Source organism: uncultured Campylobacter sp. (assembly GCF_938041645.1).
GTDB lineage: Bacteria > Campylobacterota > Campylobacteria > Campylobacterales > Campylobacteraceae > Campylobacter_B.
The window spans coordinates 35870-51013 of sequence record NZ_CALIST010000059.1 but is presented as its reverse complement, the minus strand read 5'-3'; the positions used below and the strand labels follow the sequence as shown (position 1 = coordinate 51013).

15 protein-coding genes are annotated in these 15144 nt (G+C 49.0%); 8 read left to right on the top strand and 7 right to left on the bottom strand.

Annotated features, from left to right (window positions below; genetic code table 11):
• The first annotated feature begins 84 nt into the window (after positions 1 to 84).
• The 5 genes from Q0600_RS08965 to Q0600_RS08945 all read left to right on the top strand — a co-directional run bounded on the left by Q0600_RS08965 (position 85) and on the right by Q0600_RS08945 (position 4232).
• On the top strand, positions 85 to 828 hold the full coding sequence (locus Q0600_RS08965; protein WP_297897887.1) for an amino acid ABC transporter substrate-binding protein: 744 nt from the start codon (positions 85 to 87) through the stop codon (positions 826 to 828).
• A gap of 93 nt (positions 829 to 921) precedes the next feature.
• Entirely contained in the window at positions 922 to 1671 is a 750-nt protein-coding gene (locus tag Q0600_RS08960) for an amino acid ABC transporter substrate-binding protein (RefSeq protein ID WP_298759401.1), read from the top strand.
• Positions 1668 to 2336 (top strand): amino acid ABC transporter permease, encoded by a 669-nt coding sequence (locus Q0600_RS08955; protein ID WP_298759398.1) that lies wholly within the window; start codon positions 1668 to 1670, stop codon positions 2334 to 2336. Before Q0600_RS08960 ends, Q0600_RS08955 begins: the two co-directional genes overlap by 4 nt.
• Positions 2336 to 3070, top strand: a complete 735-nt coding sequence (locus Q0600_RS08950) for an amino acid ABC transporter ATP-binding protein (RefSeq protein ID WP_298759394.1) — start codon at positions 2336 to 2338, stop codon at positions 3068 to 3070. The genes Q0600_RS08955 and Q0600_RS08950 overlap by 1 nt, the downstream gene beginning before the upstream one ends.
• A 25-nt stretch (positions 3071 to 3095) precedes the next feature.
• Positions 3096 to 4232 carry a PLP-dependent aspartate aminotransferase family protein gene (locus tag Q0600_RS08945; RefSeq protein ID WP_298759391.1) on the top strand — a complete coding sequence of 379 codons (1137 nt, stop codon included), beginning with the start codon at positions 3096 to 3098 and terminating at the stop codon, positions 4230 to 4232.
• Positions 4233 to 4864: 632 nt separating this feature from the next.
• Here the strand turns inward: Q0600_RS08945 and polA are convergent.
• Positions 4865 to 7681 carry a DNA polymerase I gene (polA, locus tag Q0600_RS08940; protein WP_298759389.1) on the bottom strand — a complete coding sequence of 939 codons (2817 nt, stop codon included), beginning with the start codon at positions 7679 to 7681 and terminating at the stop codon, positions 4865 to 4867.
• Between the two features lie 144 nt (positions 7682 to 7825).
• On the opposite strand from polA, the gene Q0600_RS08935 reads away from it, so the two are divergent.
• The 3 genes from Q0600_RS08935 to Q0600_RS08925 are packed head-to-tail and all read left to right on the top strand — an operon-like array spanning position 7826 to position 9665.
• Positions 7826 to 8170 carry a hypothetical protein gene (locus Q0600_RS08935; RefSeq protein ID WP_298759386.1) on the top strand — a complete coding sequence of 115 codons (345 nt, stop codon included), beginning with the start codon at positions 7826 to 7828 and terminating at the stop codon, positions 8168 to 8170.
• Between the two features lie 17 nt (positions 8171 to 8187).
• The gene (locus tag Q0600_RS08930) at positions 8188 to 9363 is read left to right on the top strand and encodes a peptidase M50 (RefSeq protein WP_298759384.1); all 1176 of its coding nucleotides are present in this window, start codon (positions 8188 to 8190) and stop codon (positions 9361 to 9363) included.
• Positions 9360 to 9665, top strand: a complete 306-nt coding sequence (locus Q0600_RS08925) for a metal-sulfur cluster assembly factor (protein ID WP_298759383.1) — start codon at positions 9360 to 9362, stop codon at positions 9663 to 9665. Before Q0600_RS08930 ends, Q0600_RS08925 begins: the two co-directional genes overlap by 4 nt.
• A 734-nt stretch (positions 9666 to 10399) precedes the next feature.
• On the opposite strand, the gene Q0600_RS08920 is transcribed toward Q0600_RS08925, so the two are convergent.
• From Q0600_RS08920 to plsY, 6 genes are all read right to left on the bottom strand, one after another.
• Positions 10400 to 11842, bottom strand: coding sequence for a Ppx/GppA phosphatase family protein (locus tag Q0600_RS08920; protein WP_298759378.1), 1443 nt, complete (start codon positions 11840 to 11842; stop codon positions 10400 to 10402).
• Complete coding sequence (locus Q0600_RS08915; protein WP_005871264.1) at positions 11843 to 12088, bottom strand: YfhL family 4Fe-4S dicluster ferredoxin; 246 nt, start codon at positions 12086 to 12088, stop codon at positions 11843 to 11845.
• 49 nt (positions 12089 to 12137) lie between these two features.
• Positions 12138 to 13346: a HAMP domain-containing sensor histidine kinase gene (locus tag Q0600_RS08910; protein ID WP_366517546.1), complete on the bottom strand. Its 1209-nt coding sequence runs from the start codon at positions 13344 to 13346 to the stop codon at positions 12138 to 12140.
• 77 nt (positions 13347 to 13423) lie between these two features.
• Positions 13424 to 14095, bottom strand: a complete 672-nt coding sequence (gene hsrA / locus Q0600_RS08905) for a homeostatic response regulator transcription factor HsrA (protein WP_005871260.1) — start codon at positions 14093 to 14095, stop codon at positions 13424 to 13426.
• 76 nt (positions 14096 to 14171) lie between these two features.
• On the bottom strand, positions 14172 to 14489 hold the full coding sequence (locus Q0600_RS08900; protein WP_177388069.1) for a dihydroneopterin aldolase: 318 nt from the start codon (positions 14487 to 14489) through the stop codon (positions 14172 to 14174).
• Positions 14486 to 15142 carry a glycerol-3-phosphate 1-O-acyltransferase PlsY gene (gene plsY / locus Q0600_RS08895; RefSeq protein WP_298759371.1) on the bottom strand — a complete coding sequence of 219 codons (657 nt, stop codon included), beginning with the start codon at positions 15140 to 15142 and terminating at the stop codon, positions 14486 to 14488. Before plsY ends, Q0600_RS08900 begins: the two co-directional genes overlap by 4 nt.
• Positions 15143 to 15144: the final 2 nt, after the last annotated feature.

Sequence of the window (15144 nt, the reverse complement as noted above, 5' to 3'; positions counted from 1 at the left end):
TTTTAATAAAAATTATATATTCCGCACGATATAATCGCGCATCTGCTCGCAGCGCGAGCGATAGCTAAATTTCAAGGAGATGTAATGAAAATATTTAAAGCCCTGCTCGCAACAGCGCTGATCACCGCTACCATAAGCGCTAAGACGCTTAAAGAGGGCACGCTCGTAATAGCCACAGAGGGGACTTACTCGCCGTATTCTTTCTATGACGAGAAAAATAATCTTACCGGCTTTGATGTCGATATCGCTCGCGCACTAGCAAAAGAGCTAGGGCTAAAGGCGGAATTTTTAACCGCGCCGTGGGATGCGATGCTCGCGGCATTTGACGCAGGCAAAGCAGACATAGCGATGAATCAAGTAAGCATCACGCAGGAGCGCAAGAAAAAATATAATTTCAGCGAGCCTTATACCGTGGCTTATGCTGCGCTAGTAGTGCGAGCTGATAACGAGGAGATTAAGAGTTTTGCGGATCTTAAAGGCAAAAAAAGCGTCCACTCCGCTACCAGTAACTGGGCTGACATGGCACGCAGCTATGGCGCCGAGATCGTTACAGCAGATGGATTTAGCAAGGGCGTGGAGCTCATCATAGCTCGTCGTGCAGACGCTACGATCAACGATAACATCACATTTTTTGACTATATGAAGCAGCGCCCGAACGCCCCGCTAAAGATCGCAGCTCAAGGCAATGAGCCGATCTATTCCGCCGTGCTGCTTAAAAAGGACGACGAGCTGACGGCGCAGATAAATTCCGCGCTAAAATCGCTAAAGCAAAAAGGCGTGCTAAAAGAAATTTCACTTAAATATTTTGGCAAAGACATTACGGAATAAATTCTACGACCGCTTAGTTAAAGCGTGGAATTTTAAACTTAGCTGAGCGGAATTTTGCATTTTAAATTTCGCTCATAAAATTTTGGAGGAATTATGAAAAATTTAATAAAAACTTTGCTTGCATGCGCGCTTTTAATATGTGGCGCAAACTCTAAAACGCTACGCGAAGGCACGCTTAAAGTAGCTACGGAAGGTACTTTTTCGCCATTTTCGTATTATAACGACAAAAATGAGCTCGTAGGATACGACGTAGATGTCGCGCGCGCAGTCGCCGAAAAGCTTGGTCTAAAAATAGAATTTCTAACTGCGCCTTGGGATGCGATGCTTGCAGCATTTGATGCAGGCAAAGCAGACGCTGTGTTTAATCAAGTAAGCATTACTGATGAGCGCAAGAAAAAATATGAATATTCAGTGCCCTACACCGTCGTTTACGGAGCTATCATCGTGCATAAAGATAACAACGACATTAAAAGCTTCGAGGATTTAAAAGGCAAGAAAAATGCAGACTCCGCTACCAGCAACTGGGCGCAAGTCGCTAAAAAATACGGCGCGCAAAACGTAACTGTAGATAGTTTCGCTAAAAGTATGGAGCTACTGATCGCTCGCCGCGTAGATACCGTCGTGCGCGATAATACTGTATTTTACGACTTTTTAAAGCAGCGCCCGGACGCTCCGATTAAAATCGCTGCAAAGCTAAAAGACGTCGATTATAGCGCTGTAATAGTTCAAAAGGGCAATAAAGAGCTCGCAGATCAAATCAGCAAAGCCTTAAACGAACTCAAAGCCGAAGGCAAGCTAAAAGAAATTTCGCTTAAATATTTCGGCAAAGATGTGAGTGAATGAACGAAACAAGCAGAATTCTAGAGCTTGTTAGCAGCTCGCTAGAGCCAATGGCGCTAGCCCTGCTGCAAGTTACGATCCCGCTTGCGATAATCTCATTTCTGCTCGGGCTCGTGCTTGCGGTGCTGACGGCGGTCGCACGCATCGCAAATTTTAAAATTTTAAAGCAGCTAAGCGAAATTTATATTTGGATTTTTCGCGGCACTCCGCTTTTGGTGCAGCTTTTTATCGTCTATTTCGGGCTTCCAATCATCGGGATCACACTTGATGTTTGGGCTGCTGCGATCATTACCTTTAGCCTCAATATCGGCGCTTACGCTTCAGAGGCGGTGCGAGCTGCGATCCTATCAGTGCCAAAGGGACAATGGGAGGCGGCTACCTCTTTAGGCATGAGCTACGCTCAAATTCTGCGCCGCATTATCGCTCCGCAAGCAGCGCGCATATCGCTGCCGCCGCTATCAAATATATTTATCTCTACGCTTAAAGACACTTCGCTCGTAGCCTCGATTACGATGGTCGATATGTTTATGGTCGCTCAACGTATCGCTGCGCGGGCATTCGATCCGCTTACGTTATACGTACTGGCGGCGCTATTTTATCTAGCAGTTTGCACCCTTCTTACGTTCTTACAATCCAAGCTAGAGCGACGATTTTCAAGGTTTGTGTGATGATAAAATTTACGAACTTAACTAAGTGCTTTGGCGATCACGTCGTGCTAAATGGGCTAAGCTTAGAATTTCGCGACGGGCAAACGACAGTGATTTTAGGAAGCTCCGGCTCCGGCAAATCCACGATGCTGCGCTGCATAAATCTGCTCGAAATTCCAAGCGGCGGCGAGCTACAGCTAGGCGAGTTTAAGATAAATTTCGACGCTCAGCATAAAACAAGCGAATATCATCCATTCCGCGCGCATACGGGCATGGTTTTTCAAAGCTTCAATCTCTTTCCGCACCTCAACGTCTTGCAAAACGTCATCGAAGCACCCGTACACGTGCTAAAGCAGCCACGCGAGCTTGCCGAGGCAAATGCAATGGCGCTGCTAAAAAAGGTCGGCATGGCGGATAAAGCTGGCGCGTATCCGGCTCGCCTCTCCGGCGGTCAGAGCCAGCGCGTGGCGATCGCGCGGGCGCTTGCGATGCAGCCTGAGTTTTTGCTGCTGGACGAGCCTACGAGCGCGCTTGATCCCGAGCTTGAGGCACAGGTGCTAAAGACTATCGCCGAGCTTGCCGCAGAGGATCGCTCGCTTATCATCGTCACGCACAATATGGGCTTTGCGCGCAAGATCGCAGATAGAATTTTATTCCTAGACGGCGGAGTTATCGCATTCGACGGCGACGCAGAGGAATTCTTCGGTAGCAGCGATGAGCGCATAGCTAAATTTATCGGAGCGATGAGCTTTTAAATACATTAAATTCCAAGGAGAAAAGATGAAAATAGATACCCTAATCGTAAAGGGCATAGAGGCCAAGTCCAACCCCCACAACGCGGTGATTCCGCCGATATATCTAGCCAGCACCTTCGTGCAAGAAAGCCTGGATGATTTCGGCAAATACGCCTATTCGCGCGGCGCAAATCCTACGCGCAACGCTTTTGAAGAGCTTTTTGCAAAATTTGAAGGTAGCAAATACGCCTTCGCGCTAGCCTCGGGTATGGCGGCTACGAGCGCTGCGTTTGCACTACTTAAAAGCGGCGATCGCGTGCTGCTAAATAACAACGTCTACGGCGGTACCTATCGCTACGTAAGCGGGATTTTTAAAAATCAAGGGATCAATTACGACTTGGTGGATGATCTAAATTTGATCACCGAAATTCCAAGCGACGTTAAAATGGTGTTCATCGAGACGCCATCAAATCCACTTTTGCGAGTAACCAATATTGAGCGCATCAGCGAGCTCGCGCATAAAAACGGTGCGCTTGTGGTGATGGATAATACCTTTTTGACCCCATATTATCAGCGCCCGCTAGAGCACGGCGCAGACGTCGTGGTTTATAGCGCGACCAAATACATAGGCGGGCATGCCGATCTAATCGCCGGCATCGTTACGACGAACGATGACGAGCTTGCCGCAAGAATTCAGTTTATGAAAAACACTCTGGGCGCGACGCTATCGCCTACCGACGCGTATTCTCTAATACGTGGGCTTAAAACGCTAAGCGTGCGCTTCGACCGCCAGAGCGAAAATACGCTAAAGATAATAGAATTTTTACGCGGCAATCCTGCGGTAGAGGCGGTAAATTTTGCAGGCTCGCATTCTGAGAGCGAGAAAAAGATACAAGATCGCCAAGCTAGCGGCATCGGAGCGGTCATCTCGATAGTGCTTAAGCCGCAATACGACTATAAAACCTTCGCGCGTAGCCTTGAGCTATTTGATCTAGCCGTGAGCCTGGGCGGCGTGGAGAGCCTGATCTGCCACCCCGCGTCGATGACGCACGAGAGCTATCCGCGCGAGCTACAAGAGCGCATCGGCATCAGTCAAAATTTGCTGCGCCTAGCCATAGGCATCGAAAACGCGGACGATCTCATAGCGGACCTTGCCGCCGCGCTAGAAAAATCTAAAAAATAGGCGGCACGAAATTTGCGCAAGCTCGCGAAATTTCTATACAGGCTTGTAAAATTTACGCGCGCAGAATTCATGCCAAAATTTAGTCCGAAATCCTTATAGCTTCGCTCGTGAGGCTATAAGGGCGCCGGTTTTTACGGACCAGCGCGCAGGCGGGCTTAAAAAGACCTCCTACCGATCATTTCATTTTCTAAAAATTCCTTTTTGCAAAGCCTATGTCTATTTTTCGCGGGCTAAATTTTGCATGAATTTTCACTCGTTAAATTTCACACGGCGCGCGGCTTTGCGTAAAATTTAAATTTAAAAATTCCGTCACTACGTCGTTGAAATGAAATTTTAATTTATACGCACGGCAAAATTTATCTAGACCTCTTGCTAAAACACATTGTTTAAATTTAATTCGGATAAATCTATCTAACCGCCGTTTGATATTGCCGAGCGAAGAGCTTAAATTTAATCAAAAATTTAAAGACGGCGGCGGATCTGTGCCGCACCACGCCAACTGCTCGGTCTAAATTTAGAGCAATCAAATTTATCAAACGAGCAAATTTAGGCTCCGTCCTGCTCAAAATTTAAAATTCCGCGCGCCGTTTAAATTCCACTTAAATTTTAGCCGCGCTTTAAATTTAGCGTAGCTATTTCAGCTCGCCCCAGCGCTTGGCGATGTTTAGGCTCGTCTTTAAAGGCACGTTTAGGCTCGCCGCGCTTTGCATTATCTCCTGCGCGCGCTCACCGAAGCTCTGCGCCAAATCGTCCCGCACCTCGAAGATCAGCTCGTCGTGGATCTGCAATATCAGCCGCGCCTCGCCACTTAGTAGCGGCGAAATCTCAACCATCGCCTTTTTGATGATGTCGGCTGCGGAGCCTTGAAATTTCGTATTCACCGCCTCGCGCTCGTAGCTCGCATAGACCATGTTGTTGCGCGCGTTTGCGAAATCGAAGTAGCGCCTGCGCCCAAAAAGCGTGCTTACGTAGCCATCTGCTTTCGCGTCCGATTTTATGCTCTGCAAAAATTCCTTGATCGTAGAAAACGCCGCGAAATAGCGCTCGATATAGCCCTTCGCCTCGGCGCGCGCGATGCCCAGGCTGTCGCTTAGCTTGCCCGCGCCCATGCCGTAGATGAGGCCGAAATTTATGCTCTTTGCGATCGTGCGGTGCGCGGGCTGCGCGTCGCCGAAAATACTGATCGCCGTGCGCGCGTGAATGTCCTCATCCGCCATAAACGCCGCCAAAAGCGCAGGATCGCGCGAAAAGTGCGCGAGCAGGCGCAGCTCGATCTGCGAGTAATCAAGCGAGATCAGCGAGTAGCCCCCCTCTGCTAGGAAGCAGTCCCGCACGTCCTTCGCAAACGTGCCGCGCGCGGGGATATTTTGTAGGTTCGGATTTTTGCTCGCTAGCCGCCCGGTAGCCGTGCCGGTCTGCAAGAAATTCGATCTGACGCGGTTTTGCGGATCTGCAAGGGCAAGCTGTAGCAGCGGCTCGCAGTAGGTGCTTTGCAGCTTAAACAGCTCGCGATAGTCTAAAATTTTACCCACCGCGGGATGCAGCGCCGTAAGATCCTTCAGTACGCTTTCGTCGGTGCTGTAGCCAGTCTTAGTGCGCTTCGCCGCAGGAAGCCCAAGCCGCTCGAAAAGCACGGCGCCGAGCTGAGCGGGAGAGTTGATATTAAACTGCTCGCCGCAAAGCTCGTAAATTTCATCCGTGAGCGCTCGCAGGGACTTTTCGTTGCGCGCGATAAGGCGCTTTATCATCTCCGCGTCGATCTTGATGCCGCATCTTTGCATCTGCCAAAGCACCCGCACGAACGGGAACTCAAGCTCTTGCGCGAGCTTAAAAAGCGCGGGTTCGAGCAGCTGTTTGAGTTTAAAATACAGCCTCAGCGTCACCCACGCATCCTCGCTCGCATAGATCGTAGCGGCGTCCAGCTCCACGGAGGCGAAGGTCTCGCCCTTTTTGACGACGTCGCCGAAATGCACGGTCTCATACCCCAGATACCGCGGCGAGATAGAGTCCATCCCCACGGCGTTTGCGGGATCGAGCAGCCACGCTAGCACCATCGTATCGGCAAAGCGCGCAGCAGGCTCGATATTAAAATTATTTTTCACGATCTCAAAATCGTATTTTAAATTTTGCCCCACGACATATCCGCGAAACAGCGAGCCGATCGCGGCCTTTGCCGCGTCCGAAGAAATTTGAGCAGGAGCGCCCAAATAGCTATGCGCGAGCGGGACGTAGTAGGCGCGCTCCTCGTTAAACGCAAACGAAAAGCCCACGATCTTGGCGCTCTTGCTATCGACGCTAGTGGTTTCCGTATCGAAGCTCACCAAGGTCTCGGCGCTGACGCCTTCACACAGCCTCGCAAGCTCCGCGGCATCGGTGATACAAATGGGCTCAAAGGGCGTTTTAAAAGCGCGCTCGGAATTTTGTCCGCCGCAAGCGGAGCCGCTAGGGATAGAATTTTGCCCGTCTAGCCCCCCTACAGCAGCGTCCAAGATAGAGCCGCCGCGAGACGGCTCTGCGCCCGTGCCCTTCCCGCCCGCGCCCAAAACGGAGCTTTTTGCGCCCGCGCTTTTGCCCTCGCTCCAAAGATCAAGTCCGTTCTGCTCCTGCAGGCTTAACGCGGACAGCAGTCTGTTTAGCGCGTAGTCTTTTAAAATTTCGCGGATTTTAAAAAGCGGATTTTGCTGCGGAAATTTCGCATCCTCTAAAGGCGGGATTTCCAGCTCATCGTAAAGAGTAGCCAGGCGCTTGCTTATGTAGGCGCTCTGCTTCCCCTCTATCAGATACTCGCGCTGTTTGTTTTGCGGCAGGCGGTCTAAATTTGAATATATCCTATCGAGCGAGCCCCATTCGTCCAAAAGCTTCTTCGCCCCCTTGTCGCCGATGCCCCGCACGCCCGGGATATTATCGGCACTGTCGCCGCAGATCGCCAAAAAATCCACGATCTGCTCGGGATAGACGCCGTAGCGCTGCAAACACTCGTCTCTTCCGTAAAGCATCTTTTTGCCGTGGCTGTAAATTTTAACGTTTTCGCCGATGAGCTGATACAGGTCCTTGTCGGAGGTAACGATGTTGATTTTATGCGTGGCGCCGTGCTTTTTAACGACGCTTGCGATGAGATCGTCCGCTTCGTAGCCCTCGCGCCCGAGCGAGTAAAGCCCCATCTTTTCGATCATCTCGATGCAGACGGGTAGCTGTTGCAAAAGTGCAGGCGGCGGGGCTTGGCGGTTGGTTTTGTAATTCGGGTCGATATCCGAGCGGAAGGTCTTGCCCTTGCTATCCATAGCGAAGATTATATAATCGCTCTTAAATTCCTTCGAAAGATTTGCGATGAAGCTCGCAAACCCGCTCACCATGCCGCTGGGTTTGCCGTCTTTTGTTTTAAGCCCGCTCATAGCGTAGTAGAGCCTGAAAAAAAAGCCGAACGTATCGATGATCGTGATGGTCTGCATAATGGTCCTCGGATTTAGAATTTTAACACGTAGTGTATTAAAATTCGGCTAAATTTACAAATTCCGAATAGGACTTGACCTGCCTCATTTCAAAATTTTAAAATTTGCTATATAATCGCGCGAAATTTTAAAAAAGGATCAAGTATGGATTTTTTCACAGACTGGCAGGAGTTCGACGCGGCGGGCGCTACGGTGAAATTTTACAAAAAATCGCAGGGCGGCGTGGAATACATCGGCTTTGATTCGCGCAAATGCATCCCGCCAGAGCCGATGGTAAATGCGCTGGTGGCGCTAAATTTCGTAAAAGACGAAACCAAAAAGGTCGTCATGGTCAATCATAAATTCCCGATGGGGCTGATCCCAAAGATCGAGTCTAAATTTGACATTACACGCGAGGATCTGGACGGCGACGCGGTCAAGCTCACCATCAGCCTAAAACCGGGCGCGGTCAATGAGGGCTTCGATACCGACGCGAAGTGCCACGGCTAAAGGGCTTTAAAATTTAGATGAATATCACGACCTTTTCGCCGCCGTTTCGCATCGTAGGCGGCTATTTCATCTGCGGCTTTATCTTTTTGCTGCTAAGCGCGGCGAGCTTTTTAAAGGCCGATTTCGGCGTGATCCAGGCGCCGCAGACGGCGAGCTTTTTTCACGTATTTTTGCTGGGATTTGTAATCAGCATAATCATCGGAGCGCTCTATCAGCTCACCTCCGTCATCATCCAAAAGGAATTTTTCACCGTCAAATTTGCGTTTTTAAATCTCCTCGCCTATAGCGCGGGCGTGGCGCTGCTAAGCGCGGGATTGCTGCTTTCAAGCATCCCTTTGATGCACGCAGGCGGCGGCGTTTTGCTGCTTAGCCTATTTTATTTTACGATCTGCTACGCGCTAAGCTTCATCGGCACGCCCAAATGGAGCTTCCCCGCTGTAGCGCTTGCGATCTCGGCTGCGTTTTTGGCAGTAGGGATTAGCCTTGGCTTTGCCCTCGTGCTAGCGCTTAGCGGCGTGGAGATTTTCGGAGTGTATTTTTCGGAAATTTTATCCTATCACATATACTTCGTGCTGGGCTTTGTGTTTTTCGTCATCGTAGGCGCTGCGTGCGTGCTGCTGCCGATGTTTAGTCTGGCGCACGATCTAAGCTTCGCGCTAGCAAAAGCTTCACTGGCGCTGTATCTGCTCGCAGGGCCGTTTTTACTAAAAGATTTTGGAATTTTCATCGCCTTTGCCGCGCTTGCGAGCTTTGCGGCTCAGGCGATCTATATCCTAGCCAAGCGGGTGCGAAAAGCGATCGATTATTGGAATTTAAACGTCTATATCTCGCTGGCGGCCTTGGGATTTAGCGCGGCATTTTGGCTCGCAAGTCGCGCGGATGCGGTGGCGTTTTGGCTGCTATACGGCTTTTTGTTCGCCTTCATCGTCGCGCACCTTTATAAAATCGCACCCTTTCTCATCTGGTATCACTACGTCTCGCCCTTCGTCGGCAAGCGCAAAATCCCTATGCTAGAGGATATGATAATCAAAAAGATCGCCTACGCAGCCTGCGTGCCGAACGTCTTAGCGCTTGCGTGCGCGAGCTTCGGAGCGCTAACGCCTGCGGTGATCTTGCAAGCGGCAAGCATAATTTTGGTGCTAATTAACATCGTAAATATCTTTAACTACATAAAATTCGGAGAGGAAAAATGAAAGTAACGAAGGAGCAAATTTACGACGCGCTTCGCGCCGTAGTGGACCCCGAGGTGGGCTTTGACGTCGTGTCGCTGGGGCTCATTTATGATGTCGCCGTGGACGACAAAAACAACGCCAAAGTCACGATGACGCTATCGACTCAGTCGTGCCCGCTACACGAGATGATGGTGGAATGGGTGCGCGCGGGTGCCGAGAGCGTGGAAGGTATCGGCGAGGTAGAGATTGATCTCGTCTTTGAGCCGATGTGGAATATCGATATGGCAGAGGATCACGTCAAAGAGGCTCTGGGGCGATTTTAGAGCTCGCGCGAAGGATATTTACGGATTGCTCAGGACGCCACACTCGTCGTCGGGCGCTTCTGCATATCGCCTCGGATGCTGCACGGATTGTCGGGGCGCTTTTCTGCGAATCGCCCGAAGCGCTACGCGGGATACTGGAGCGCCGCATGAAATCTCTTGGTGTTGTATGAAATTCCACAGCGATGCGTGGATCACTGGAATATTGCACGAAATTTCGGAGCGCTGCACAGATAGCTGGGCATTCTTGCTGCGGCGTGATTCTCGCCGCCGTTTTAAATTTGAACGATCTAAAATTTAACTCAATTAAATTTCGCACCGCCGTTTGATTATCGCTTAGTTATAAATTTACACGATCTAAAATTTGACCGCATAACCGCGATTTGGCGAGCATCATCAAACGATTTGTGTTTGCAAAATACCGCGCGCGGTGCAAATGTTTTAAATTTCGCCGCACCGCCCGTGTATCTCCTGCGCCAAGTTCACTTGCCTACTTTCCCGTCTGTGCGCTTGCTCGCCGACCCGCTCACCCATCTACTTTCCTTTTTTCCAAAACGCAAAACGCCGCCGCGCAGGGCGCGAATCGCAGCTTAAATTTAACCGCAAGAGCCGCGAATAGCGCTGCGAAATATTGTAAACCGCGCAATGAAATTTTAAAAAAGCATGAAATTTAAATCACTTTGTATAAGCGTGTAGCCAGAAAATCTCGCGGCAAGCGGTTAAATTTAAAGCTAAATTTAGACGAAATTTACGGCGAAAATTGCGGGTTTTGCGAGCTTTTTAAGGCTTCCTTTAAACATTATCAAATTATCCGCGCCGGAGATTTTAAGAGTAGAGTTTTCAAAGCTAAATTCTAAATTTTTCAGCGCGTTTTCGCTTAGGAGGCGCGCAAGCTCCAAAATATAGCTGAGCCAGGCAAGCTTGGCGGCGTCCGGCAAAATCGCGCTCAAAGGCGCGAACGTAGCTCCCAGCTCACGCTTTCCGTGCATCGAGATGATCGCGGCTATTAGCGCCTTTTCTTTATGCGTCGTGCGGTAGTTCAGCCCGCCGAGCACCATATCCGCGCTGGTTTCATGCTTGGCGTAAAAGCCGATCGCCCGCCCGATCTCGCAAAGCGATGCCGCAATCTGAAGAATTTTAATATATTTTTCATTCAAGCCGTGCAGCGGCGATAGCGCGCAAAACAGCGCCTTTGCGAACTTCGGAGCCTCGCTGGGCTCGGAAGCGAAGCGATCTTTAAGGCTTCTTAGGCTCGGATTAAAGCCTTTAGGCAGGTTTGCGCCGCGCAGAATCGAGCTTAAAAACGCCCCCTCTCGCACTCCCACGCCGCTTGTGATGATCTTTTTCGCCCCCAGGCGCCTTACGATCTTATCAAAGATGATGGCGCCCTCTCTGATCGTGTCGTAGCGGTCTTTTTTGATCGGGAATTTCGCCAAATCAAGCGTCTTTGCACTCATCAGCTTGGCAAAAAACGGCGCGTATTTTTCATAATCATAGCTGAAATTATGCACGATCTTTAGCGGATGGTTTTGCAGGCTCATCACGGCGCCCGAGAGCGCTCGCGCAGAGCCGCCCATTACGATTAAATTTTGCGTGCGAAACTCGGCGCCTACCCGGGATATCGCGCTGTTTATGTATTTCTCCAGCCCCTTTGTGTCGCCGCGGTCGAAAAACAGCTCCTTTAGCCGCACCGTGCCTAAATTTAGAGAAATTTTATTTTCTATCCTGCCGTTTTTGATGTAAGCAAGCTCGGTCGAACCGCCGCCGATGTCAAGCGTAACGCCCTCGGAAAAGTCGCTAAGCAAATTCTGCGCCGCATAGGCGCCCAAATACGCCTCCATCTGCCCATCTATCTTACGGATCGTGATGCCCGTTTGCTTGCGGACGAGATTTATAAACTCGGCACCGTTTGGCGCATCGCGAAGCGCGGATGTACCGATGCAAAGCACGCGCTTGGCCTTGTAATTGCATATGAGGGTTTTAAATTTTTTAAACGCGAGTAGGCATTTTTGCATCGCTTCGGAAGTTAAAATTCCGCCGTTTTCGTAAGCGCCTTCGCCTAGGCGGATCTTGATCTTGTGCTCGGCCAAAATGAAAAATCCGAGCCTGCTCGTGCGCTCGAAAATCACGGCTCTGGCGGAATTTGAGCCCAGATCTATGACGGCTACGCGCTTGGGCATTTAAATTTCCATATGGACGTGTTTGTATTTCAGCTCGTCTGCCGTCTCGATATTATCGGGATCGGTGATGATACACTCGACGGGACAAACCACGATGCAAGCGGGCTCGGAGTAATCATCTACGCACTCACAGCATCGATCGGCGTCTATGATGTATATCGGCTCATCCTCAAAAATCGCTTCATTAGGGCATTCCTCGCGGCACGCGTCGCAACTGATGCATTCTTTTGTAATCAACAATGACATATAATTTTACCTTACGAAAAAATTTATGGCGTTTATACCATAAAAAGCTTCATTTTGTTTTAAAATAGCGGAATTTCGGGCTATTTCTTAAATTTTTTAGCGGAAGTTTGAAAATCGCGACGATTAGCAAGCGCGCTTCATCGTTTTTAAGATCTACTTGCGCGCCCATCGCTTGAGCAGCATTTTTGGCTAGAAATAGCCCGAGTCCGGCTCCCGGCTTGCCGCCGTAGCGCTTAAAAGGGGCGAAATAATCGATCTCTTCGTTAAGCGGCTCGCCTTTGTTTGCGACCCGTACGATGAAATTTCCGTCCGAAATTTCGCTCTCGATCAGTACCTTTTCGCCGTCCGGAGAAAATTTTATGGCGTTTTGGATAAAATTTTGAATCACGTGCATAAAGAGGCTTTTCTGCACCGAAATTTCAAGCTGTTCAGGCTTAAGATCCATCGTTAAATCCTTACCCGCCGTACGCGCTAAAATTTTAAAGCCCACGCATAGCTCCCGTAGATATGTAATCATATCGGTCTGTTCGGGCGCTTCGAACTGTGCCCCCTCCTGTCGCCCGATCTCTAGGATCGAACTGATCATCTTATTCATATTATCGATCGAATCGTTGTTATTTTTAAGCGCCTCGATATATTTCTCGCTCTCGCGCGGCTTGATGAGCGTAACTTCGTTTTTGGTTTTCATAACCGCAAGCGGAGTTTTAAGCTCGTGCGCGATGCCGATAAAAAGCTCTTTTTGATACAAAATGAAGGTCTCGATGCGCTCAAGCAGGCGGTTTATGCTATTTGAAAGCGGACTAAATTCGCTTGGAATTTCCGCTGCGTCGATCGGCTTTAGAAATTTTTCATCCACCGAAGCGAGCCTTTGGCTGATCAGCTTAATCGGCATCAGCAGCATGCGCGAAAGAAACATCGCGTAAAACACAACCAAAAATATCATCGTCAAATTTACTAAAATGATGTCGATGAGTATTTGATTTACGATGTTTGCATAGACGCTCACGTCTGCTTTGATGCTTAAAATTTTATCCTTGTCGTAGGGATAATGCAGCTGCAAATAGCTCCTGCCATCCTCTGAGCTTTCGATAAATTTAGGTTTATTGATACTTTCGTTTTCGATGATTTTGCTTTCGTATTCGCCCGGCGTGTTTTGCAAAAAAGATGAAATTTTCTCAGGCGGCACGGAGACCTCTATGATTTTTTGTGCTCTTTGGATTAAATTTTGAACGGGAGTTTCGAAGATGGTAATTCTCATATAATTATAGAGCATTACCGAAAAAATGACAATTAGCATCAACGAAGCGGATGCTAATTGTATTACAAAGCGGACTCTTAGGCTTTTTGTGGAAAGCAAAATCTATATCCGCGTCTGCGAACGGTCTCGATCGTAGAGATATTTAGAGGCTTATCCATTTTCTGGCGGATTTGATTGATCGCGACTTCTATGACGTTTGGCGTAACGAGCTCAGGCTCCTCCCAGATGGCATCTAATAGCTGCTCTTTACTGACGATCTGATCGCTGTGGCGCGCCAAGTGAGTTAGCACCTCAAACGGCTTGCCCTTAAGCTCGATCTCTTGACCTAGATATGTGATCTTTTCCTCATCCGGATCGATGATGAGATCGTCGATTTTGATGATATTTGAGCCGCCGAAGCGAAGTCTAGCCTCGAGGCGTGCTACTAAAACATCAAAGTCGAAAGGTTTTTTGATAAAATCGTCCGCGCCAGCGCGAAGCGCTTTGATCTCGCTTTCTTTATCGTCTTTTGCAGATAGCACGACGACGGAGGTGCGCGCGGATTTTTGCTTAACCAATGCGATGAGATCGATGCCGTTGCCGTCAGCTAGCATCCAATCGGTTAGCACCAAATCATAATTTCTAATGCCGATATAATACTCTGCGTCCTTAAAACTCTCGGAAGTATCCGTCTGATAGCCGAACTCCATCAAGCCCTCCGCTATCGTCTTGTTTAAAGTCACCTCGTCCTCGACTATTAAAATTCTCATTTAATTTCCTTGCCTTAAAATTTTGCGGCGATTTTAACATATTTTAAGCAAAATTTCAAGATTTTTTAAAGAAATTTTAAAATTTTATCTCTATTTCCGCGCCGACGCTCGCGTCTTGTAAAATTTCGGGCTTTAAAATTTTCATATAAAAATAATCCATCGATCGAAATTTTGAGTGAAACTCCTGCGCGAAGTATTTTAGCGCGTCCTCTACGAGGCGAAATTTTTTCTCGCGGAACTCCGCTTTGATATATTCGCAAACCCGCGCATAGTCGATAAATTCCTCCGCCCCGAACTTCGCCCACACCCACACGCGCTGCTCGCGCTTGCGCTCAAAATCCAGCGTCCCGATTATCGCGCCAAATTCCAGCTTTTCAATTAAAATTTTAATCATACTACGCGCTTTTCCTCGCCCTTAAGCAGCCTGGCGATATTCGGAGCGTGCTTGTAAAATACGATGAAAACTATCAGAAAGATCGGCGCATGAGTGTTGATCGCTGGCATCTGCGGATGGATCACGTAGCTAGCGATAACTAGCGTAAGCGCCGCTGCAAGCGATGCTACGGATGAAATTTTAACCGTCTTGCCGACTACAAACCAAACGGCAAGCGCGATGATAAGCTCGATAGGGATAAAGCAAGCAAGCACGCCGGCTCCCGTCGCAATGCCCTTGCCGCCGTTAAATTTCAGATACGGACTAAAGCAATGCCCAAGTACTGCAAAGACAGCCATGCTCCATAGCACGTTTTCATCAAAGCCCAAAGCACGCGCAATCAGTATCGGCAGGACGCCCTTTAGCGCATCGCAGACAACCGTGAGGATCGCGAGCTTTTTTGCTTTTTGTGGATCGCGAGTTTTTAAGACGCGAAGGACGTTGGTGGCGCCTATGGAGCCGCTGCCCTCGCTTTTGATATCCACGCCACCTAGGTATCTGCCGATCAGCAGCCCAAAAGGAATCGCAGCGATCAGATACGCAGCAAAGTAGCACCAAAAATTAGGCGCTCCGACGATGCTAAGTAAAAATTCTAAAATTCCCGATTTTTTCATAA

Excerpts from the sequence above, each read along its gene's own strand:
- Q0600_RS08965 (WP_297897887.1), top strand. The coding sequence starts at position 85 with ATGAAAATATTTAAAGCCCTGCTCGCAACAGCGCTGATCACCGCTACC.
- Q0600_RS08960 (WP_298759401.1), top strand. The coding sequence starts at position 922 with ATGAAAAATTTAATAAAAACTTTGCTTGCATGCGCGCTTTTAATATGT.
- Q0600_RS08955 (WP_298759398.1), top strand. The coding sequence starts at position 1,668 with ATGAACGAAACAAGCAGAATTCTAGAGCTTGTTAGCAGCTCGCTAGAG.
- Q0600_RS08950 (WP_298759394.1), top strand. The coding sequence starts at position 2,336 with ATGATAAAATTTACGAACTTAACTAAGTGCTTTGGCGATCACGTCGTG.
- Q0600_RS08945 (WP_298759391.1), top strand. The coding sequence starts at position 3,096 with ATGAAAATAGATACCCTAATCGTAAAGGGCATAGAGGCCAAGTCCAAC.
- polA (WP_298759389.1), bottom strand. The coding sequence starts at position 7,681 with ATGCAGACCATCACGATCATCGATACGTTCGGCTTTTTTTTCAGGCTC.
- Q0600_RS08935 (WP_298759386.1), top strand. The coding sequence starts at position 7,826 with ATGGATTTTTTCACAGACTGGCAGGAGTTCGACGCGGCGGGCGCTACG.
- Q0600_RS08930 (WP_298759384.1), top strand. The coding sequence starts at position 8,188 with ATGAATATCACGACCTTTTCGCCGCCGTTTCGCATCGTAGGCGGCTAT.
- Q0600_RS08925 (WP_298759383.1), top strand. The coding sequence starts at position 9,360 with ATGAAAGTAACGAAGGAGCAAATTTACGACGCGCTTCGCGCCGTAGTG.
- Q0600_RS08920 (WP_298759378.1), bottom strand. The coding sequence starts at position 11,842 with ATGCCCAAGCGCGTAGCCGTCATAGATCTGGGCTCAAATTCCGCCAGA.
- Q0600_RS08915 (WP_005871264.1), bottom strand. The coding sequence starts at position 12,088 with ATGTCATTGTTGATTACAAAAGAATGCATCAGTTGCGACGCGTGCCGC.
- Q0600_RS08910 (WP_366517546.1), bottom strand. The coding sequence starts at position 13,346 with ATGAGAATTACCATCTTCGAAACTCCCGTTCAAAATTTAATCCAAAGA.
- hsrA (WP_005871260.1), bottom strand. The coding sequence starts at position 14,095 with ATGAGAATTTTAATAGTCGAGGACGAGGTGACTTTAAACAAGACGATA.
- Q0600_RS08900 (WP_177388069.1), bottom strand. The coding sequence starts at position 14,489 with ATGATTAAAATTTTAATTGAAAAGCTGGAATTTGGCGCGATAATCGGG.
- plsY (WP_298759371.1), bottom strand. The coding sequence starts at position 15,142 with ATGAAAAAATCGGGAATTTTAGAATTTTTACTTAGCATCGTCGGAGCG.